A 23101-nucleotide genomic window follows, 5' to 3' on the forward strand; every position below is an offset into this window, starting at 1 on the left:
CCTGTATTGATTTTTATAAGTCTATAGTTAATAATATCCATTAGCTTGTTAATCTCAATATAAGATAAATTATTACTTTGATACAGACCATCAAATAATTTCTATTAAATGCTAACTGTTATAATCTCACAGAAACTAAGACTATTATGTGAGATACCAATAAATGCTACAAACTTCAGCTTATGTCATATCGCATAACTGACATATCTATTGATATTATCAATTAATCATCTATATGAATTCTTTTTACACATATATTATTAATGAAATTTAACATATAAAATCATATAACTCTAAACTTCGGTACACGATTATTAACACAAATCTATTTATACATATTTGTAAATTAAATAATAGTTTTAAACATTCCTGTACGTAATTTGTTATATTTCCGCTAATATTAGTGATATTCTACTTATAATTAATTTATTAAAAATTTCGCTATAACTATTGTTGTTAAGCGATTCTATTATGCTATGATTATTTTAGTAGGGTGCAATATGATTATAAAAATTAGAATTTTTATAATATTTATTTGTAGATTTTAACTTTTGAATAAAGTAGATAAATATTAAAAGAGATTGAGACACTGGCCCCAACCTCTTAAATACAATAAATTATTCTATTTAACTTACTTTTTCACTTTTCTACGAATACGATCTAATGTAGTGAATAACCAATATTTCACTTTGTTAATTGGCTTATAAAAATCTCCTATTAACTCTTCAATTTGAACATTAAAGCCTCGTTTAAAGCGATAAACACCGTAGTCCTCACTATTTTCAGTAAAATCACCAGATAAGCCATAAAAATTGTAACGATCATAGCCATTATCGAAGCAATAATTAATCATGAACCAATGCATCATGTATGGACCCATGTATTGATTGAATTTTTCTGATGAACCACCTGAGAAATAGTTAACTTCATAAGCATTAGCAAAGTATACACCTGAAGCAAGATTCAATATTGAACCATCAGTTTGACGAATTTCACTCGCTTGAAGCATTTCTTTTTTGTCATGCTCAATTTGTTTGTCTAACTCACTAATTTTTTTAAGTTGCTTATCACTTTTATTTTCGTTAGCCATCATTTGATCGCGGCGGCTTTCTTTATCATTTAGTGAATGCTGTAATGATTCAATATATTCATCTAAATCAATATATGCTAAAGGAACTAATACTTTATCTCCATAATGGTCTATAAAATTATAAAAGTATTGATCCGTTTTAGAAGCAAAACCAGTTCTTTCTTCAGTTTCACGATAAAGTTCTAAGAAGATATCAAATTCGTCCCTACTTAAAAATCTTACTTTAACTCCGTAGTTTATCGCTTTATTAATATTTCTTTTACGTTGACTATCAAATTCTTTTTTCAATGATGCTGGTGTTTTTCCTTCTAAATTTAATACACCCATCCATCTTACTTGACTGAAATTATCATATGTTGTTGTAAATCCATGATGCTCATAGCCATGTGATTTAAATAAATTAACGAGTGCATCATTTTTTTCATGATTATCTAGAGGTTTAATATCTTTATCATAAATTTGATAAATCCAATATGGATCCATTTTGACATATAAACATTGATGTTGTTGTAAGTATTTTTCTAACTCTCTCAAATAAAAGTCAACTAGTCCTAAGTCAGAATAATCCATAACAGGGCCGCGGTTTGAATAATAAACGTAACTACCCATTGTTGGAATTTTAGAAAATAGACTTGCTGCAATGACCTTATTACTTTCATCTTTTATACCTAATAATACAACCTGAAAACCATCTGTTTCACGAGTAGCAATATTTTCTTTTACTTGAAAATAATGACTTTCTAAAGATGGATTTTGTACAAAGTTCTCAAATTCTTTAACTGTCAACTCTGTAAATTTCATATTTAGATAATTCCCTTCCTAATAAAAATTTATTATTTATGTTTATTTTTTAAGTAATTTCTTTAATGTAGTATAAACAGTGTACATAGGTTTATTTATTGGTTTAAGAAAATCTCCTACATATTCAATGACATCAGCATTATAGCCTTTTTTAAATTTGATTACACCAGCATCTTCTGCATCCTCTGTGAAGTCCCCACTGATTCCATAGAAATTATAACGGTTGATGCCATGTTCTAGTGCATAATTAATCATTGTCCATTGTACAGCATAACTACCTGCGAAGTGTCGATATTTGTTTGACGTACCGCCTGCATAGTAAACAACCTCGAAAGGATTAATAAAGAAGTAACCTGCAGAAATTGGTAATTCATTACCATGTTCTGCTTGAAGTCGTTGTGCTTCATCTAATTTCTGTTGATTAGCAGCTATTTGTTGCTCTAAGTTAGCCTTTTTATTATGTGATTTTTTATTATCTGGGCGCTTTTCAATATCTTTGATGGCTTTATTTAAATCTTTGTTTAGTGTCTCTTTTTCATTATTTAACTCTTCAATATATTCATCAAAATTAATATATGCTAATGGCACTAAAACTCGATCTTTGAAATGTTTAAAACGATCATAATAATAATTATCGTCTCTATCTTGGAATTCTTTAGTTTCTGATGTATCTTCCATAAATGATCTAAATATTGGTAATTCTTCTTCGGATAAGAATTTAACTTTCACACCATTTTTTTGTACCTTTTTAGTATTACGTTTACGTAAATTATCCATTCCGTCTAAAACATCTTTAGCAGTCTTGTCTTTTAAGTCTAATACTGAATGATATCTAACTTGTAATACTGGATGAAAGCCTTTATGAAAACCTTCATGTTTAAACCCTAGTGATTTCATTTTATCAAATATCCAATCATGGCCGGCATTTCCAAGGACTTCCCCATCATGATTTAAATATTGATACGGTACATACGGATCTACTCTTAAATAAAGACAGTTATGTTTTTTAACATATTTAGTTAATTCATTAAAAAAGTAATGAACTAATTCTTTATTATCATAATCAATGACTGGACCTCTATTAGTATAGAAATACTTGAAGAATTTCAACACTGGTACTGCTGTTAGTAAACATGCTGCAATGACTTCATTGTCATTATTCTTAATACCAACTAAATGTGACTCTGTACCTTCAGCAAGTTTCAATTCATAGTTACCTATCATTTGTGTGAAATGGGTGTAAGGCATTTGGTCTGTAAAATCGCCAAATTCCTTCGCTGTTAAGTTTGTAAACTTCATTATCATAACTCCTATTGTTTTTATCTCTATTTTTATCTCTGTTAAGAATTCGATTTAAGTTCAAATTATACTATGTTCAAATGATGTTACTTTCTATGTATATAATATCTAATAATACTTAAATATGTGCAATATAAATATTGCTATTTATGGTGTCCATATAAGTTATTACTGGTACACCTTAAAAATAATTGTTTTAATAATATTAAGAATGCCTTTCATAACCTTTTTCAACTTATTTTGACTAATTGTAATAAATAATAGTATGAGTTAAATATATAAACCCATACTATTAATGTATTATCATCTATTATTTTAATGCATTTACAAACCTATTGCCAATGACTTCCCTTAAAACATTGTAAAATTTATGCAATTTGATTAAGTTCTATCATAATACGTGTATTAAATTACATATATCCTTTATAATTACATTTTTCTGATTTATCATGCTATGAATTAAAATCCATTTAAATTATTGATTTAGTGCATGTCGTATCGAATTGAAATATTTAATATTCTCTTCAGTTGAATCATTAGCGAAGCGTCTTACTATTTCACTACCTATAACTACACCATCTGCTATTTGTGAAATATCTTTAACATGTTGCACATTTCTAATTCCAAAACCAGCGACAACCGGAACTTGAGCAGTTCGTTTAATTAAATTAAGTTTGGATTTTAACTCTGGATGGAATTCACCATTTTTTCCAGTAGTTGCATTCATTGTAACAGTGTAAATAAAACCTTCAGCTTTTTCAGCTATTAGTTTCATTCGTTCTTCAGACGTTGTCATAGCAATTAAAGGAATTATTTTCACATTACTTTCATATGTTTGTTGTTTTAATTTTTGAGCAAGTTCAAACGGTAAATCAGGTATAATCACTCCATAAACACCTGCTCGTTGACAAGCTTCAAAAAATGCTTTTTCACCGTAATTACAAATAATATTATAGTAAGTCATTAACACATACTGACTTTTAATTTCTAATTGATGTAATTCTAGTTGCTCGAAAATGTATTCAATTGTAATACCTTCTTCTATAGCTTTTCCACCAGCTTCCATTATTGTCGGTCCATCTGCCACTGGATCTGAAAATGGTACACCAACTTCAATAATATCTGCGCCACACTGACTCAACACTTTCATATGTTCTATCATTTTAGAATTGCCCATAATATATGGAATAAATAGTTTACTCATTTGTGTCACCTCTTTGTTGTGTGTATTGACGTATCGTATTCATATCTTTATCACCACGACCAGAAAGTGTTACAACAATGATGTCATCTTTATTCATAGTTGGAGCTAGGCTAGTCTTTCTACATAACTTAATGCATGCGCACTTTCAATGGCTGGAATAATTCCTTCAGCTTTAGTGAAACGTATTAAAGCTTCCATAGCCTGTTCATCACTAGCTTCGGTATAAGTTACACGTCCAATGTCGTTATAATAAGAATGCTCAGGACCAATACCTGGATAATCTAAACCAGCTGAAATGGAATGTGCTAATTGCACTTGTCCATGCTTATCTTGAATTAAATACATTTTGGCACCATGTAAAACTCCAGGATTCCCTTTACCAATTGCAAGTGCATGTTTATCAGTATTTTTGCCTTTACCTGCTGCTTCAACACCATATAGTTTCACTTCATCTTGAATAAATGGATAAAATGTGCCGATAGCATTAGAGCCACCACCAATACAAGCAACGATTGCATCCGGTAATCGATTTTCTTTGTTCAATATTTGAGATTTAATTTCTTTTCCTATTACGCTTTGTAAATCTCTAACTATTGTTGGAAATGGATCTGGCCCTAATGCAGATCCTAAAAGATAATGTGTATCTTCAACATGACTAACCCAATATTGCAATGCTTTGTTTACTGCATCTGATAAAGTGCCTTGACCTTCTTCAACCGAAACAACTTTAGCGCCTAACAATTCCATTCTAAAGACATTTAATTGTTGTCTTTGAATATCTTCTTTTCCCATAAAGACAATGAGTTCCATATCGAATAATGCAGCAACTGTTGCACTAGCCACACCATGTTGTCCAGCACCTGTTTCAGCTACCAGTTTACGTTTACCCATACGTTTTGCTAACAGTGCTTGTCCAAGTGCATTATTAATTTTATGCGCACCAGTGTGGTTAAGGTCTTCTCTTTTTAAATAAATTTTTGCTCCACCTAATTGCTCTGTATATGCTTTGGCATAAGTTAAGGGTGTTTCTCTACCCACATATTCTTTTAAATAATATTGAAGTTCATCTTGAAATTTTTGATCATTTTTAGCTTTTTGGTATGCTTGTTTTAGTTCTATGATTGCTGGCATTAATGTCTCCGGTACATATTGTCCACCATATTCTCCAAAGAACCCTAATTCATCTGCTTCCGTTTGTATTTGTTTAATCATAACTCATTCCCCTTTCACTATATTAAAGATTGTTTTCATTTTGCGTTTATCTTTTCGTTCATTTGTTTCAATACCAGAGGCGATATCATAACCTAAATGTTTTAAAGGCATATGTTGAATCGTCTTAATATGTTCATCATTGAGACCACCTGCTATTAAAAATGGTGTATCTTCAATATGTTTTATTAAATTCCAATCAAAAGTTTGACCTGTACCACCATATTCAATAGATGGTGTATCTATAATAAATAAATCAACATACGGTTTATATAAATCAAGTTGACTATTGAGGTCTTGAGTAGCGGGTAACGCTTTAAAAATTTTAATATTTGGATATTGGTGTTTAACCCATTTGATAAGTTCAATGTTTTCATTACCATGAAATTGGATTGTATCAATATTAGTAAGCGTAACTATTTGTTGGATTTGCTGCTTATCTGGATTCACTACAACAACTACACGTTGTATTTTCTCAGGAACAAGCGCTGACAAATGCTTGATTTCATTAATTTCTAGATGACGTCGACTTTTGGAAAAATGAATAAATCCTATCGCATCGATATTACATTCAATTGCCTTTTTCACATCGTCTTCATATCTGAATCCACAAAATTTTAAATACATGATTTCACCTTGTTTAACTTAAGTGTTGGTAGAAATTGACTTAAATCATCACATTTCATTAAAGCTTCTCCAATAAGTAATCCATCGATACCTGAGTTAATAATTTGTTCTATATCAGACTTATTATGAATGCCACTCTCAGAAATATAATAAAATCCATCTTTCCTTTCTGCTAAAATGTCATTTGTATGATTAACATCAGTTACAAATTGCTTTAAGTCTCTATTATTAATTCCTATTATTTCTGGCTGTATTTGATACGCTCTATTAAGTTCATCTTTGTCATGAACTTCTACTAACACTTCTAAATTGAGTTGTGTCGCATATTGGTATAATCGTTGAAGTTGTTCGTCAGACAATATATTAACAATAAGCAAAATAATCGACGCCCCTGCAGTTTTTGCTACATCTATTTGAATTTCATCAATGATAAAATCCTTACATAAAATGGGTAATGTTGTTTGTGGTGCTAACTTTTGTAACCTTTCAAAGCTTCCACCAAAATATTGTTCATCAGTTAGAATTGATATTGCATTTGCCCCATACTTTTCATAGTCTTTAATTTGCTGTGATAAATCTCGTTCTGGTAATTGATTTACAGAAGGACTTTTAGATTTTATTTCTGCAATGATAGAAAGTTGGTTATCATTAGCTAAACTTTCTTTTAATGTTTTTTTCTTTAGGTGTGGCGTGTGATCATTGTTGTATGATTTGAGTGATATTAATTTTTCTTGATAATAATGAGACGATAATAATTTCTTTTTATAACTTACAATTTCATCTAAAATTGTCATTTAATTTCCCACCATTCTTAAATATTGTTTCATTGCTAAGCCACTATCTATTAAGTATTGAGCAAGATTGATACCTGTCTGGATATCATTAACTTTTTCTGCAACATATAAAGCTATACCTGCATTCAACACAACAACATCTCGTTTACTTGTATGATCTTGTCCATTCAATATATTTACTGTAATTGCTTTATTTTCCTCAGGTGTGCCGCCTTTTAAAGTATTGTTAGAAGCATTGCGTAATCCGAAGTCTTTTGCATTAATAGTATATGTTTCTATATCTTTACCTGTGGTTACTTCATAAATTAAGTTTTCTCCTGATAAACTTGCTTCATCCATACCTCCTGCCCCGTGAAGTACGATTGCTTTCTTACGACCTAAGTATTTTACTGTTTGTGCAACATTACCTAATTGATTGGGATCATAAATACCCATTACTTGGTATGTTAATTTAAATGGATTAATTAACAGTCCCACTAGATTGAAAATAGTTGGCTTTGACATCATTTTTCTAATAGGTTGAATATATTTCATAATTGGATAGGATTCTGTAGCGCTGACAAATGCTAAGTTATATTGTTGTAATGTGTTAATCACATCGTTAACTTTTGTAGTATTTATATTTAATTGATTGAGTAAATCTGTGCTTCCAGAATTAGAAGTGATACTCTTGTTTCCGTGCTTCACAATTAAAGCTCCTGCACTAGCAACTATAAATGAAGCGGTCGTCGAAATATTAAAACTTCCTGACTTGTCCCCTCCCGTACCACATACACACATTGCGCCTTCATAATAAGGTTGTTCTTTATACATTGTTTTAATTAAACTTTTAGCTAAAAATGTTAACTCCGTTTGCTGCATTTCTTTATCAGTATATGTTTTTAATGCCTTATATTTAACTTGATTTTCAACTTCTGGATTAATCATTAAATTTATAAATGATTTCATATCTTCTTCATTTAAGTGTTGTTTCTTTTCTAGTTGTTGTAAAATTTCCATCTAATCACCCTTTACTGCTAAATTAATAAAGTTTTTAATAATATCTTCTCCGTGTTCTGTTGCAAAAGATTCTGGATGATATTGAATTCCAAAATGCAATTGATTTTCGTGTTCAAATGACTGGATACAATCATTTGTTGTTCCAGTTATAATTAGTGACTTAGGAAAATGTTTTGCGTCACTAACTAATGAGTGGTATCGCATGACATTAAAGTTTAGAGGTAAGTCTCTATATAGTATGGAGGTACCATTTTGCTTTATTTCATCTACTTTTCCATGCATTACAGTTTCACCTTGTATTACTTTTCCGTCGTAATAACACGTGAGTGCTTGTGCTCCTAAACAAACGCCAAGTATGGGTTTATCTTTATAACGTTCAATAATATTAACTAACCATTTATTATCCAATGGATGGCCTGGTCCAGGTGAAATAATGACACCATCTACATCTTGATTCATTACCTTTTCATCATCTGGATATAATACAGTGACATCATCTTCGTTTGGCATATACTGCGTGACGATATCAACTAAGTTATAAGTAAATGAGTCATAATTATCGACAATTAATATCATGGTGACACCTCCAATAAACTTTTAGCTTTTAATTTAGTTTCTTCTAATTCCTTCTGTGGTTCAGAATCATAAACAACGCCACAACCTGCTTCTACATTGATATATGTGTCATCAATCATCATTGTTCGTATTGCAAGTGCAAAGTCTAAGTTGTGATTACAATTGATATAACCAATGCCACCACTGTATACACCACGTTTGTTGGGCATAACTTCATAAATTCTTTGTATTGCTCTTAGTTTTGGTGCACCAGAAACTGTTCCGGTTGGTAATAAACTTGCTATCACAGACATTGGTGAAATATCTTTTTTAATTTGCCCTGTGACTTCGCTTACTATATGCATTACGTGTTCATATTTCTCTATTTCCATCAATTTCTTAATATGAGACGTTCCATTTCGGCATATCCTGTGAATATCATTTCTACCTAAGTCTACTAACATACTATGTTCGCTGCGTTCTTTTTCGTCATTAATGAGCTGATGTGCATTAGCTTCATCTTCTTCTAGTGTCCGTCCTCTTTTGATAGTTCCAGCAATTGGGTTGCTTTCAACTAAACCATCATGCACTTTTACAAAACTTTCAGGCGAACTACCTACAATAATTGGTTCACTCATATTGATGTAATACATGTATGGACTTGGATTTTGTCTTTTTAAATTTTGATATAACTGAAATGATAATGATTGACGTTGATTTTCAAAATGATGTTTATAGCGATAAATCCTTGAAGGTACCACTTGAAACATGTCCCCTTCAGTTATTTTCTTTTTAAAATCACTGACAATTTCCATGAAATGTTGTTCACTTATGTTGGTTTCTATTTGTTTGTCCTTAGGTTTAAATTGAATACTTGGTTGATATACTTGAATCGTTTTGAGTTGATTGATTCTTTCCTTTACACGTGTAATTAATTTTTCTCGAGCTACTTGAGAGAATAGATTTGTACTAATGACATATAATTCTTCTTTGTAATGATCAAATATATAAACGTCTTCTATCATGTGAAAATTAACATCATGTTGTGGATGATCATCTAAATTTATGTTTTGTAATTTAGGAAATTCATGTCTTACTAAATCAAAACTGCATGTTCCAATAAAACCTGAGATAAAAGGTAATTCTTGTAAACTTTTATCTTCTATATCTTCATAGTACTGATTAACAAATTGTTTTAAATATTGATATGGTTTCTCTGTTATAGATTCGTTTTTGTGTTGAGTACTAATATGAACTTGATTGTTATCTAGCGTGATTTGTCCATAACTATCAAATACAACAATGGAATACCTTCCCTTAAGTTTATTCTGACTCGAACTTTCTAAAATGATTTTTCGGTTTTTGAGTTGAGCTAAAGTTTCTGGTGTTATATTGGCTTGTAGCTTTTCATAATATATTTCCACTTTTGAATACTCCTTTATGATTAATATTGCTTTCTTACTCATGTTTATCTTTTAGTTTGTTTTATTAGATTGCTTATTTCTGAAGAATGATTTTTATGCAAATAAAAATCAGCCTCCTATAAAAGGACGCTGACGCGTGGTACCACCTTAATTAACGTAATATTCTTAACATTCAGAATATTAAACGTTCACTCATTTTCTTTATTTAATTATTTGTCTTTATTTGCAAAACCCAATTTCATTTATAGAGGTGTTAGTTCTCATCACACACTAACTTTCTGTCACTACCTTGCTACAAACTACTACATTTTGCACCAATGAAAAAAGCACCACGAAACGCGTAAAATCAATAAGGACGCGTTACCGTGGTGCCACCTTAGTTAACAAATTATTATTGCTCACTTTTATACTATTTAATTTTATATTCGAAAGCCCAATTCACTGAATATGTTGTGCTAATTTACATTAACCATTAGCTTTCTATTTGCTACAAATCACATTCGCTACTTTATCTTCCGAATTGTTTAACAATTCTAATTATTTAGTATAATACATTCCACTCTAATATTTGTCAACGTAAAATCAAAATTTATTTTGAAATTTGCGACATACAATACGCATACAAAAGATTCTGTGTTGCTTCAATAGATTCAATATGTGTTATTTCTAATGCATGTGAAGATTCTATTCCAGCTCCAAATAACCCGTGGCGAATATCAGCTCCTGCTTTCAGTGCTGTTGTAGCATCAGAAGTATAATAAGGATAAATATCTACTTTATATGGTATGGCATTTAATTTGCATAATTGTACTAATTGAGATCTCAATCCTTTATGGTATGGGCCTGAGCTATCTTTTGCACATATTGAAACTGTATATTCATCAGATGATTGTCCATCACCTAAAGCGCCCATATCTAACGCAATAAAATCCACAATGTTATTTGAAAGTGACGCATTTGCACCATAGCCAATTTCTTCATTATTAGAAATATAAAACTGTGTAGTATGAAGTAAATTAATATTATCTTGCTTAATTTTTTTCAATAACTCAATAATCATTGCTACACTTGCTTTATCATCAAGATGGCGTGACTTAATGAAACCAGATGTTGTAATTTGTGTTCTAGGATCAAAGCTAACAAAGTCCCCTACTTCAATACCTAAATCTTTAGTTTCTTGAACTGAATTTGTCTTTTCATCTATTCTTATTTCCATATGTTCTAAATCTCTCGGTATTTCATGATTATCTTTATATACGTGTACACTCGTTTCGTGTAAACATATCGTTCCTGTATAGACATCACCAGATTCTGTTTGGATTTCACAATACTCACCTTCTATAGCATTAAAATGAAATCCTCCAATTAAATCTATAGCTAATCTTCCATTTTCTTTTATTTCTTTAACCATTGCACCTAATGTATCAACATGAGCTGTAATACATCGCTGTTGACTTTGATTGTCTCCATCTACTGTTATAATCAAAGCACCTTTGTTAGTGAGTTCAGTTTGATAACCTAAATCTTCTGCTATATCCTTTACAAAATTTATTGCTTTTTCAGCATTGCCTGATGGACTATTAATTTCTGTTAATGTCTTTATAGTTTGTAAAATATTACTCATCTTATTTACCCTTTCCTGCATAATATTTTTAGTTTCAGTTTAGACTATTTAACTAATATATTCTAATATATATTTCTATTGATTCCGTTGCTCTCGTCTTTTACAATATTAGTATTCTGAAAATTTCGAAATAGGTGGTCATTCATGAAAAACATATTATTCGTAGGACTTGGTTTGATTGGTGGGAGTTTAGCAAGTAATTTAAAATATTATCATCAAGACATTACTATTACAGCTTTCGATGCAGACGAATCACAGTTAGATAAAGCACTATCAATTGGTATTATCGATAACAAAGCTATTCATTATACCCAAGCTGTTGAAAATGCTGATATGATCATTTATGCTACCCCTGTTGAACAAACTGTCTACTATCTTAAACATTTAACTAAATTAAATACTAAACCCCATTTAATTGTTACAGATACTGGTAGTACTAAATCAACAATTCAATCTTTTGAAAATGAGTTGTTAGAACATGATATCCATCTAGTTGGTGGTCATCCAATGGCTGGTAGTCATAAATCTGGCGTATTAAATGCAAAAAAACATCTTTTCGAAAATGCCTATTATTTACTTGTCTTTAATCAAAAGGAAAATAAGAAAGCTGCTGAGAAAATCCAAGAATTATTAAAATCAACGTTAGCTAAATTTATATTCACTGACGCTAATGAGCATGACTTTGTTACTGGTATTGTTAGTCACGTACCACATATAGTCGCGTCCAGTCTAGTTCACTTAAGTGCCGACCACGTAGAAAAACATCATTTAGTACAACAATTAGCTGCAGGAGGATTCCGTGACATAACTCGAATTGCTAGTAGTAATGCAGAGATGTGGAAAGATATCACATTAAATAATAAAACTTTCATTCTAGATATTTTAGAAGATTTACAAAATCAAATTAGTTCTGTTATGACAATGATTTCATCTTCAAAATCTGAAGATATTTATCAATTTTTTGCTAATGCTAAAGATTACAGAGATCAACTACCCGCTAAACAACGAGGTGCGCTATCTACGGCGTATGATCTATTTGTTGATATTCCGGATAAACCGGGTATGATTAGCAAAGTTACTCACATTCTAGGTTTACATAATATTTCTATAAGCAACCTTAAAATTTTAGAAGTCCGTGAAGATATTTATGGTGCCTTACAAATTAGTTTTAAAACTCCTGAAGATCGGGAAAGTGCTATTCAAGCACTAAGTCAATTTGATACTTATATTGAATAATATTTATGATTCAATGATTTTAACCTGAGACTTTAATTAATACGTCTCAGGTTAAAATATGCTTATTACGTTTTAAAAATAATATTTCTATTAGCGTTTTATTACATTTTATGACCTGCCATAAGTCCTAGTCGTCCATGTTTCGTACCAGCTTCTGTATATGATGTTGCCTTGGAAACAATACCTTTTCCATATTTCAAATGTAAATGGTCAATCGTTTTTGCTAATTTTTCGTCTCGTTTCCGTTCATATTCGTCAATAAACAAGTTCATTTGTCTTTCATTCTCATTTATAAATTGTGTTAGTGACACACTTAATGTCCGGTACAATGCTTGTTTATCACACAATTTGTTCGCAAAATAGTTAACTACCTTGAAAATATCTTTTTCTAAATTAGTTCCTTCTTCCAAGGTATATTGCTTATGTACGCCACCTTCATCACTATAACCAAATGAGAAGTGTATGGTACGTGCCAATTGTTTTCTTGCTCGAACCCTACTTGCTACATCCTCAATTAACTCTTGCATAACAACTTTGGCTTCTTCAAATTCATAATCTCTCATCAATATCTGACTTTTACATATTGATGGATTATTGACTTTATATTTTTCTCTCATTTTACTTTGATCAATACCATTAGCATGAAGATGCATATCCACACCTAATATCCCAAAATCCCTTTTTAAATATTGATACGGATATTGAGCTAAATCACCTATAGTAAAAATTCCTCTTTTATTTAATTTAGCTTCTGTCTTTCTATTTATTCCCCAAAATTCTCTTAATGGTTGAATTGGCCATAACTTTTCTGGTACATGCTGATAACGCCATTCAGCAATACCGTTTTTTGTATGCTTGGCTTCAATATCCATTGCTACCTTACTTAGTAACATATTGGAACCTATACCAATAGTACATCTAATACCTGTTTCTTCATGAATTTCTTTCTGTAATCTTTCACAAAATGCTTGAACGGTTGAATTAAATCTATGGTAACTATCAGTCACATCCATAAAAAATTCGTCAATACTATACTGATGTAAATCTTCTGGTGGCACATAACGTAAAGCAATCTTAGATATAGTTACTGAAACGTTAAGATACTTTCGCATACTTGGATTAATAATATATATATCGTTGCGATGTGGTATTTCAAATAACCTTGATCCCGTTTTAACACCTAGTTCTTTAAGTTTAGGTGTCGCAGCTAATACGACTGAGCCTTGTCTTTTAGTATCAGCAACTACTGCTAATTTTGTTGTTAAAGGATCCAATCCCTTTTCTATACATGACACACTTGCGAAAAAGCTCTTTTGATCAATACATAGTACATCTCTATCTTCTAATAAATGATAGTCATACATCATTACCCCTCCCTAATACATTTTCATTATATACGAACAAATGTTCTTATTCAAGTATATAACGAACAAATGTTCTAAAAGGAAAATGTTTTTTTATTAACTATTCATGCTATACTAAGAGTGTAATAAATATCATTGGAGGAATGACATATGCCAATCGTAAACGTTAAATTATTAGAAGGTCGTTCAGATGAACAACTTAAAGACTTAGTTACAGAAGTAACATCAGCGGTAGAAAGAACAACAGGTGCTAATAGAGAGGCTATCCATGTAGTCATTGAAGAAATGAAGAAAAATCATTATGGTGTTGCAGGAGTTAGAAAATCAGATCAATAAGTTGATAAATAAAATAAAGCCACGCACTTAACAACTTGTGCGTGGCTTTATTCGTATTATTTTTTATCATTTTTGTCATCAAAAAAGTCTTGAATTGCTTTTTTGTTTTTTGCTTTATCAATTTGCAATGCACTACCATCGTTATTAGTAGTAATATCTTGATAAGAATTTTTAATAGGAACAGTTAATGAATCAACATTTTTGTCTCCTCGAATACCAAAGCTTATTCCAGTTTGGAACATAGCTGAATCAGGCATATCTGTATTCACATATCCTCGAAGAATACCAGCTACTTTAGGTAGCTTAGCAACTGTACCAAAATTCACTAATTCAGATTTAAGTGTTTGCATCACCTGTTGCTGACGACGTACACGTCCGAAATCGCCTTCTGCATCATGACGAAATCTTGCGTAACCAAGTAACTCTTTACCATTTAAACGATGATGACCTTTTTTCAATGATACTCCAATATTTTCAGACATATCTTTTTCTACATCTATAGGAACACCATTAGGTTCTAATTCATCTATCATTTTTTCAAAACCAGTAAAATCAACCACTGCGTAATATTCAGGATTAATTCCTAAATTTTTATTTAATGTTTTTCTTAGTAATTCTGGACCACCAAGAGAATAAGCAGCATTAATTTTATATTTATCATATCCAGGTATGTCTGCATATATATCACGCATGACTGACATCATTTTCATTTTTTTATGAATGTAATCATATTGTACAACCATAATGGAGTCTGTACGTGATTTACCACCCTGAGCTTTATCTGCGCCTAAAACCAATACAGAAATTTTACCGTCGTTTTTCACTGGACCGTTAAATTGATGTACTTTAATGTCTTTAGCATGCTTTTCAGCATACTTCACACCACTATTATATCCATGAACAATATAAGCAATAATAATGATGAAGATAATTAAAATTAATAAAATAATAAAAGGTAATTTGCGCACTCTTTTTTTCTTTCGTCGCCTAGAAGGTGTAGTTGATGTACCTGCTTGTCGTTTATACTCAGTTTCTTCTCTGTTATCCTTCTCGTCTCTCATATTTACCTACCTTATACCTTTAAAATTATAATACTATCATCTATAATTAATATGTATTAACGTTATAGAAAAAATATTCAAAAAGCAAGGATTTTTTTAATAAATGGTACTAAGGTCCAATGAAAGGGTGTCATAAATGAATATAAATACTGCATATTTTGCGGGTGGGTGCTTTTGGTGTATGACGAAACCTTTTGATACATTTGATGGAATAGAAAAAGTTACATCAGGATATATGGGTGGAGACATTGCTAATCCTACATACGAGCAGGTTAAAAGTGGCACTACTGGACACTATGAAACTGTAAAAGTAGAATATGATGTCGCATTATTCTCATACAATAAATTATTAGAAATCTTTTTTTCTGTAATTGATCCTTTAGATGATGAAGGACAATTTCAAGATAGAGGTTCTCAATATCAAACGGCGATTTTCTATTCCAATGAACATCAAAAGAAACTAGCCGAAGACTATATCAAGGCAATGCAAAATACAATCAACGCTGATAAAGCGATTGCTACTAAAATTTTACCTGCAACGACGTTTTATGAAGCAGAAGCATATCATCAAGATTTTTATAAGAAACAACCTGAAAGATATGCTAAAGAAGAACAAGATCGTAAAAATTATAAAAAAGACTAACTGTTAATTCAGAGAAAGTTGTATAAACATACAAAAATAGCGATTGATGAAATCATTTATTTTCATCAATCGCTTTTATTATATTATTTGTGACGTATAACTCTCATTACTTTAATCATAGATTGCCATAACGAGGCATCTTTTCTATAAACTAAAAATCTTGGCTCCCATTGTGGACCATACTTTTCTTTATAACGTCTTAAACCTTGGAAACGATATAATCCATTAAAATGTTCAAATACTCTTCCAGCTAATCGTTCTCTAAGATATGAATAATGTAGTTGTCCTACATTAGATAGCGTCGCCATACCTAAGTTAAATGATTGATATCCTTTTTCTTTACTCCACGATAGCATGTGTAAATACAATCCATCCATTAATGGTAAATCTAATTCCGGCAACCAACGAATTAAATCAACCGAAATAGCATCATTAAAATATGTTGGCATTAGAGTACAGAACGCTATAATTTTTCCTTCTTCATTTCGCATAATACCAATCGGCGCTTTAGATAAATAATCTTCACTAAATTGACCTACTGAAAAATGCATTTCACTTCTACCTTCTAACCATTGATCACTCACATTTTTTAATGTTTCGAACATATCTTGTGAAAATGGCGGCTCAATTATTTCAAATTTGATATTTAAATCTTCAAATTTATTTAAAGTTGCTCTAAAACCACGACGCTTTTTACCAGAAGTAGTAAATGTAGTTAAATCAATAATTGCTTCTTCCCCAAGTTTAAAGAATTGATTACCAAAATTATGATAAAGTGGCATGAATCTATCACTTACTTGATAAAAAATAATATCATAGCCATAATATTCAGCGTATTCATAAAATGCTTCTAATAAAGATTCGAACGATGCAGTATCCCCAACTGGATCACCTAATACTACTAAAGCATTAGATTTATATCGATACATCAAAAAGGCTGATTCGTTTTCATGAATAAAATAATTTTTATCTCCACTATAAATAAGATGCGTTAAATAATTACCACCATATTGTTGAATAATTTGTTCACAAACAGCTAAATTTTTATTTTGACTTGATTTAATAAATCGATAATCAAATAGCCATGCAATAAGTGCAACAATAATAGTAATTAGAGCTATCGTTATCCAGAAATAATATCTAAGCACTGTCGTATCTACTTCAATATTATAAACATCGAGTGCATATAACGTGCTAGAGATAATAACATGATTAATATAAAGTACGATGATACTTATTAATATGAATAAGAAGGCATTTTTTAATCTTAATGGTCTCTTAAGTACTTTTGATCGACGATAAGCAATAAACAAGAGTACTAACATAACCAACAGCCATGTTAAAAGTATGAATGACGCATACGTATAAACTGTTGCCGCAAAAATTAATAAAATCGAAATAATAGCAAAAATAATTGCACGTCGACTTTGCTTAAATATTCCTTTTACATTTAACATTAATAATAAACAAGCACTTGTATGAATAGATAATGTTAAATAGTAAGCTAAATGATTATCATCATATAATCCGTCATATATGATTGTTAAATTATTAATAAAGAAAATAACACTTGTTAAAAATACTAAAATAGCTAATGAAAAAGATGGAATTTTAGATAAAATATCCTTTTGATATGACATCAAAAATGACGTAACATCTTTTGCAGGAACAAAGTATTTAGATTCTTCGATATATTTTTTAGCTGTATTACCAAATTCAAATGTAGATAATACTAATGCAATGGCTACAGGTACGAAATAATAAGCAAAACGATATAGTAATAAAGCTAATAAAATGTTTTCCTCATTTATACCAAGTGATTTAAGACCGAGTAGTACTACTAAATCAAATGCACCAAAGCCTCCTGGAATAAAACTAACTAATCCAGACAATGCTGCAATAATGAAAATACCAATAAAATTCATAAAGGAAATATCAATACCTACAATTAATGCAGAAAAATATAAAACAACTGCAGCAGCTAACCATTCAACACAAGAAACTAACGTACAATATACGCCCATATATCGGTTATTTGTATCCGCAGGTTTCACAATCGTATAAATAATAAATACTGGTAAAAATAAAGCAACAATATATAAAACCCAACGTACCCATGATATTTTATCTAACATATCAGATGCGTTAAACACATGAAGAACAACTAAAATCGATAACAAGCTCAAACCTGTTAACATCGAAATGAGTATGATAGATATATAGTGAACGAGTTTCTTATTATCTTGGGTATAATTTTTATAAATAAATGCTCTTAAACCTGCTCCGATAAACCCACCAAAGCCTACAATGGCATTTAAAGCATTAATAATATAACTCACTCTTAATACTTTTATTAAAGGAATTTTTAACTTAAGTGATTTAACAAGAATGACATCATATAAAGATAAAATTAATAAAGACGCTCCCCCGCTAATAAACAATAATACAATCCATAAACGATTGATTTTACCAAATTGCATTAAAGTATTTTTGAAATTAATGGAAGATAATTCTCGATATAACGTGAAAACTACAAACGTAAATAGTGCAGCAGCAAACACAAATTTTAATATAGATAATAATTTACTTTTATTTTCCTGGGTCATTTTTTCACTTCAATTCTATTTAATTCTTCTATCTAGAAAAATATATCATAAGAATAAGATAAATAGAATATAAATAAAGTCAATTATGCATAACATTATTGTCATACTCAATGTAATGTGCAAATCTTTTGTAGATAAAAAGATTGTATATCTTTAAAAACAAAAAAGGATATCTTAGAAATTAAGTATCCATGTGCCACAAATTGATGGCATAAAAGCTACTTGAAATAATTTCTAAAGATATCCTTGTACAAAGATAGATTATTCTTGTTCTTTATTTAACTTATAATTTCCTGCATCTTCTCCATAATATCTATTATATCTACGCTTGAATAATAAGAACATATGAGAAACTAAAACTTTCAACACTGCATAACCAGGAATACCTAATATAACCCCGACTATACCTAACAAATTACCTGCACTTAGTAAGATAAAGATAATTGTTAGCGGGTGAATTTGTAATGTTTTGCCCATGATATTTGGAGAAATGAAGTGTCCTTCAAAGAATTGAACTAAAGTCCATACAATCGCTAATTTGAGTAACATTATTGGAGACGTAATTAAAGCAATAATGATAGCTGGTGAAATCGCTATTGTAGGTCCTAAATAAGGTACCACACTTGTTACAGCAGCTATACAAGCTAATATTAAACTATATTTCAATCCAATAATAGAATAACCAATAAATAGTAAAACACCTATACAGAATGACACAATGATTTGTCCTTGTATGTAAGAACCTACTTGAACACTCATTTTTTCAAGTAAATCATGAAAATCTTTTCTAAATTTAGGTGGCATAATATTAGTAGTGAAATCTTTGAACTTATGACCATCTTTTAACATAAAGAATAAAACAAATGGTGTAGTCACAATGACTACTCCAACATTAGCTACTGCTTCAACGAATGATGCTAATTTTGAACCAAAGCCATCAAAATAATCTGAAAGCATAGATGGTATCTTTTTAGTTAATGAGTTCAATTGATCATTAATTTGATCATAATAACCAGCAAAAATTGAATTACTTGTTACTTTATTAATTGTATTAGTTAACTTTTTAAAATATTGAGGAGAGTTATTAATGAAACTTCCTAATTGTGAACTAATTAGAGGAATTAATAAATTAACAATCAACACGATTATGCCTACAATCGCAACATAAATAATCAAAACCCCTACTAATCTTGGAATTCGATAACGTTCCATCAAATTAACAAGAGGGTTAAATAAATAAAATATAATCAATGAAACTATAATTGGTGCAGCAATAGTATTGAATACTATAATAAATGGTTGAAACACGTATGATACTTTATCAAAGATAAATATAACTATCCCTAAAAGCACAAGTGCTAACAAAGCATAAATTAAATCATTGCCGCCTAAAAATTTCATGAATCTTGTTTCAGACATACTGAAAATCGTTTTAAACTTTCTAGATGTCTTCTTTTCGGAAGATTTCATTTCATTCGACATTCGACATCACCATACTTTCATGTTACCTCGCTTTATAAAAATCATAAAAATGAGTTACTAAAAATTTCTAACACTAATCATAACATAATTTTACAAAACTAAGGAATATTAAAAACTAGTCTATATAAAAATTAAAAGTACTTATGAGAGCGCATAAGTACTTTTAATCCAACTTCATTTGGGCTTCAAAATGATGGATATGTAATGTTAAATAAATGATTTCAACATCATTAACAGTAATATCAAATTCCATCTGAATCATTTTTAATATTTTAAAAGCTGTAGAATAGCAACTAGGATATTGATTTTTAACCATATCAACAAAATCATTTTGAGCATGTAATGTTTCATTATTTCTTAAACGACGAATGAGAAATTGTACATGTCTAATAAAACGTTGATATTGTATTGAGGATTGATCAACTTGATGTTGTAAATCCGTTTCAATAATAGTGATACTTTTATTGATTAATTGATTAATTAACGCCATTTCTCTCATAGATAATTCTTCAGAGTTCGAAGCAATATGTAATGCGATAAAACCAATTTCATCTTCTGGAAAATCAACATCTAACTGTTCATTTAGTCTATCAATTACTTTTTCAGCTATTTGATAAGCATCTCGATATAAGTATTTTGTTTCCATGGCAAAAGGGTTGCTAATTATTTGATTTTGTTTTAAACGTTTATACGCAAAAATAATATGATCTGTTAGCGCAACAACTAGATTTTCATCATTAACATCTAGAGTCGTATTTGTAATTAAATTAACAGCTTCAATCACTGCTTGTAGAACATGGTCATCAGCCATCTCAACTAATGTCTTATAGTGTTCTTTATGCTTATCTAGATCAAGTTTATAAACTTTTTCAATGGAAGCTGATTCATCTAACGTATAGCCTTGCTTTTTATTAAAACCTATACCTTTTCCAATTAAAACAACTTCCTGGTTTTTATTCGTGCATATGATAACGTTATTATTGAGAATTTTACTAATTTTATACTTCCCCATCATTATCACCTTTCTTACTCCATTATTAAAATTATAAGGCTTAATGATATAAATGAAAAGAAAATAACTTATTAAATACTTTCATGAGTAAAATTAATTTTTAGTATATTAAACAATTTTCTACCTCTTTATAATAAATAATAGATATAATTATAAATTTCAAATTAAAAAGCTTGAGTATCCTTACGACACTCAAGCTAATCATTTATTTTAAATCTTTATTTGATTTGTTTGCATTAATTCCCCAAGATTCAATACCAAATAAATTAATTTCAAGATTCTCTGGTTTGAATACAGGCTTTTTACCTGCTTTACGTTGTACTTGGTAATCTTTCATTACTGCAAATGCAATATTGGAAAGTCCAATAATGGAGACAATATTCACTATGGCCATTAAGCCCATGAATAAATCGGCTGTACTCCAAACTGTTTCAGTTTTAGCAACCGCACCAATAAATACAAGCACAACTACTAAACATCTAAAGATGAAAATAATTGTTTTGTTATTAGATAAATACTCAATGTTAGATTGTCCATAATAGTAGTTACCTACAACTGAAGAAAATGCGAATAATGTTATTGCCACTGTTAAGAAAATACCACCAGCTGAACCTAAATGTTCATTTAAAGCTGATTGAGTAACTGCAACACCTTGAGGAGCGTTTTCTCCAAATTTTAAACCTGAATATAATAAAATCATTATTGCTGTAGCTGTACATACTAGCATTGTATCAAAGAAAACACCTAATGATTGAATTAAACCTTGTTTTACTGGATGAGGGACTGCTGCTGTTGCAGCTGCGTTAGGTGCTGAACCCATACCTGCTTCGTTTGAGAATAAACCACGTTTAATCCCTTGTAAAATAGCAGCACCAACTGCACCACCAGTTACTTGTTCAAAACCAAAAGCACTTTTAATAATTGTACCAATCATTGGAACAATTTGGTCTAAGTTTAATAACAAGATAACTAAAACCATACCAATATATATGATAGCCATAATTGGAACAATTAATGATGATAAAGTAGCAATACTTCTAACCCCACCAAAAATAATAATGGCTGTTACAACTGCTAATACTATTCCTGTAATCACTGGACTAATATGATATTGAGTATTTAATGATTCCGCAATCGTATTAGATTGCACTGTATTAAATACAAATGCGAAGGTAACTGTAATTAATATCGCAAACACAATACCAAGCCATTTTTGGTTTAAACCTTTAGTTATGTAATAAGCTGGTCCACCACGGAAACCACCATCTTTATCATGAACTTTATAAACCTGAGCTAAAGTAGCTTCCATAAAAGCACTTGCCGCACCTATAAATGCAATAATCCACATCCAAAATACCGCACCAGGACCACCAAGTACAATTGCTGTAGCAACACCGGCAATATTTCCAGTACCTACTCTTGAACCTGCACTAATCGCAAATGCTTGGAACGGTGAAATACCTTTTTTACCACTTTCTAATGTTTCTGGTTTCTCGACCAACGCTCTAAACATTTCTGGTAACATTCGTAGTTGTACAAACTTAGAACTGATAGTGAAAAAGAATCCTGCTGTAAGTAACAATCCAATTAGATACTGAGACCAAATTAAGTCGTTACCTACTTGTACAAAATCTTTAAACCAACCAGGAATTAAACTATCAAAATCTTTCAAATAAATCCCTCTCATCTATAAATAAAATTCATATCTTAAAAATATCAAGAGATTCATATTGGC

At 30.4% G+C, this 23101-nt stretch carries 18 protein-coding genes and 1 pseudogene; 3 read left to right on the plus strand and 16 right to left on the minus strand.

The genetic code is table 11. The features are described from left to right. Window positions 1–631: 631 nt before the first annotated feature. From HMPREF3125_RS00230 to HMPREF3125_RS00275, 10 genes and pseudogenes are all read right to left on the minus strand, one after another. On the minus strand, window positions 632–1891 hold the full coding sequence (locus HMPREF3125_RS00230) for an aminoacyltransferase (protein WP_070451219.1): 1260 nt from the start codon (window positions 1889–1891) through the stop codon (window positions 632–634). Window positions 1892–1933: 42 nt separating this feature from the next. Beyond that, entirely contained in the window at window positions 1934–3190 is a 1257-nt protein-coding gene (locus HMPREF3125_RS00235) for an aminoacyltransferase (RefSeq protein ID WP_029055383.1), read from the minus strand. Window positions 3191–3665: 475 nt separating this feature from the next. Further along, window positions 3666–4394 (minus strand): tryptophan synthase subunit alpha, encoded by a 729-nt coding sequence (gene trpA, locus HMPREF3125_RS00240; protein WP_029055384.1) that lies wholly within the window; start codon window positions 4392–4394, stop codon window positions 3666–3668. After that, window positions 4387–5606: pseudogene (gene trpB / locus HMPREF3125_RS00245) on the minus strand (tryptophan synthase subunit beta). Before trpB ends, trpA begins: the two are co-directional and overlap by 8 nt. Before the next feature lie 3 nt (window positions 5607–5609). After that, a complete protein-coding gene (locus HMPREF3125_RS00250; protein ID WP_037555468.1) occupies window positions 5610–6230 on the minus strand; it encodes a phosphoribosylanthranilate isomerase in 621 nt (206 codons plus the stop codon). Further along, on the minus strand, window positions 6221–7024 hold the full coding sequence (gene trpC, locus HMPREF3125_RS00255; protein ID WP_029055386.1) for an indole-3-glycerol phosphate synthase TrpC: 804 nt from the start codon (window positions 7022–7024) through the stop codon (window positions 6221–6223). The genes HMPREF3125_RS00250 and trpC overlap by 10 nt, the downstream gene beginning before the upstream one ends. Beyond that, complete coding sequence (gene trpD, locus HMPREF3125_RS00260) at window positions 7025–8023, minus strand: anthranilate phosphoribosyltransferase (RefSeq protein WP_070451221.1); 999 nt, start codon at window positions 8021–8023, stop codon at window positions 7025–7027. Next, window positions 8024–8599, minus strand: a complete 576-nt coding sequence (locus HMPREF3125_RS00265) for an anthranilate synthase component II (protein ID WP_070451223.1) — start codon at window positions 8597–8599, stop codon at window positions 8024–8026. It abuts the gene before it with no gap. After that, window positions 8596–10002: an anthranilate synthase component I gene (locus HMPREF3125_RS00270; RefSeq protein ID WP_070451225.1), complete on the minus strand. Its 1407-nt coding sequence runs from the start codon at window positions 10000–10002 to the stop codon at window positions 8596–8598. Before HMPREF3125_RS00270 ends, HMPREF3125_RS00265 begins: the two co-directional genes overlap by 4 nt. 589 nt (window positions 10003–10591) lie before the next feature. Beyond that, a complete protein-coding gene (locus tag HMPREF3125_RS00275) occupies window positions 10592–11626 on the minus strand; it encodes a M42 family metallopeptidase (RefSeq protein ID WP_070451228.1) in 1035 nt (344 codons plus the stop codon). Window positions 11627–11770: 144 nt separating this feature from the next. Between HMPREF3125_RS00275 and HMPREF3125_RS00280 the strand changes: the two genes are divergently transcribed. Next, window positions 11771–12862, plus strand: coding sequence for a prephenate dehydrogenase (locus HMPREF3125_RS00280; RefSeq protein ID WP_070451230.1), 1092 nt, complete (start codon window positions 11771–11773; stop codon window positions 12860–12862). Between the two features lie 101 nt (window positions 12863–12963). Here the strand turns inward: HMPREF3125_RS00280 and HMPREF3125_RS00285 are convergent, their stop codons facing one another. Beyond that, window positions 12964–14226 (minus strand): Y-family DNA polymerase, encoded by a 1263-nt coding sequence (locus tag HMPREF3125_RS00285; RefSeq protein ID WP_070451232.1) that lies wholly within the window; start codon window positions 14224–14226, stop codon window positions 12964–12966. A gap of 150 nt (window positions 14227–14376) precedes the next feature. Between HMPREF3125_RS00285 and HMPREF3125_RS00290 the strand changes: the two genes are divergently transcribed. Then, window positions 14377–14562, plus strand: a complete 186-nt coding sequence (locus HMPREF3125_RS00290) for a 2-hydroxymuconate tautomerase (protein WP_017636418.1) — start codon at window positions 14377–14379, stop codon at window positions 14560–14562. A 56-nt stretch (window positions 14563–14618) separates the two neighbouring features. Here HMPREF3125_RS00290 and HMPREF3125_RS00295 read toward each other — a convergent pair whose 3' ends face one another. Continuing rightward, window positions 14619–15623 (minus strand): LCP family protein, encoded by a 1005-nt coding sequence (locus HMPREF3125_RS00295; RefSeq protein WP_017636419.1) that lies wholly within the window; start codon window positions 15621–15623, stop codon window positions 14619–14621. 136 nt (window positions 15624–15759) lie between these two features. Between HMPREF3125_RS00295 and msrA the strand changes: the two genes are divergently transcribed. Next, window positions 15760–16266 carry a peptide-methionine (S)-S-oxide reductase MsrA gene (gene msrA, locus HMPREF3125_RS00300; RefSeq protein ID WP_029055389.1) on the plus strand — a complete coding sequence of 169 codons (507 nt, stop codon included), beginning with the start codon at window positions 15760–15762 and terminating at the stop codon, window positions 16264–16266. A gap of 83 nt (window positions 16267–16349) precedes the next feature. On the opposite strand, the gene mprF is transcribed toward msrA, so the two are convergent. The 4 genes from mprF to HMPREF3125_RS00320 form a co-directional block, all read right to left on the minus strand. Beyond that, a complete protein-coding gene (gene mprF / locus HMPREF3125_RS00305) occupies window positions 16350–18872 on the minus strand; it encodes a bifunctional lysylphosphatidylglycerol flippase/synthetase MprF (protein ID WP_070451233.1) in 2523 nt (840 codons plus the stop codon). 261 nt (window positions 18873–19133) lie between these two features. Beyond that, complete coding sequence (locus HMPREF3125_RS00310; RefSeq protein ID WP_176745265.1) at window positions 19134–20342, minus strand: AI-2E family transporter; 1209 nt, start codon at window positions 20340–20342, stop codon at window positions 19134–19136. A gap of 175 nt (window positions 20343–20517) precedes the next feature. Further along, window positions 20518–21366: a glucose PTS transporter transcription antiterminator GlcT gene (glcT, locus tag HMPREF3125_RS00315; protein WP_017638431.1), complete on the minus strand. Its 849-nt coding sequence runs from the start codon at window positions 21364–21366 to the stop codon at window positions 20518–20520. Window positions 21367–21571: 205 nt separating this feature from the next. Next, complete coding sequence (locus tag HMPREF3125_RS00320; RefSeq protein WP_017638430.1) at window positions 21572–23038, minus strand: glutamine transporter AlsT; 1467 nt, start codon at window positions 23036–23038, stop codon at window positions 21572–21574. Window positions 23039–23101: the final 63 nt, after the last annotated feature.

Origin of the sequence: Staphylococcus sp. HMSC13A10, assembly GCF_001808005.1 — a bacterium.
Lineage (GTDB): Bacteria > Bacillota > Bacilli > Staphylococcales > Staphylococcaceae > Staphylococcus > Staphylococcus pasteuri.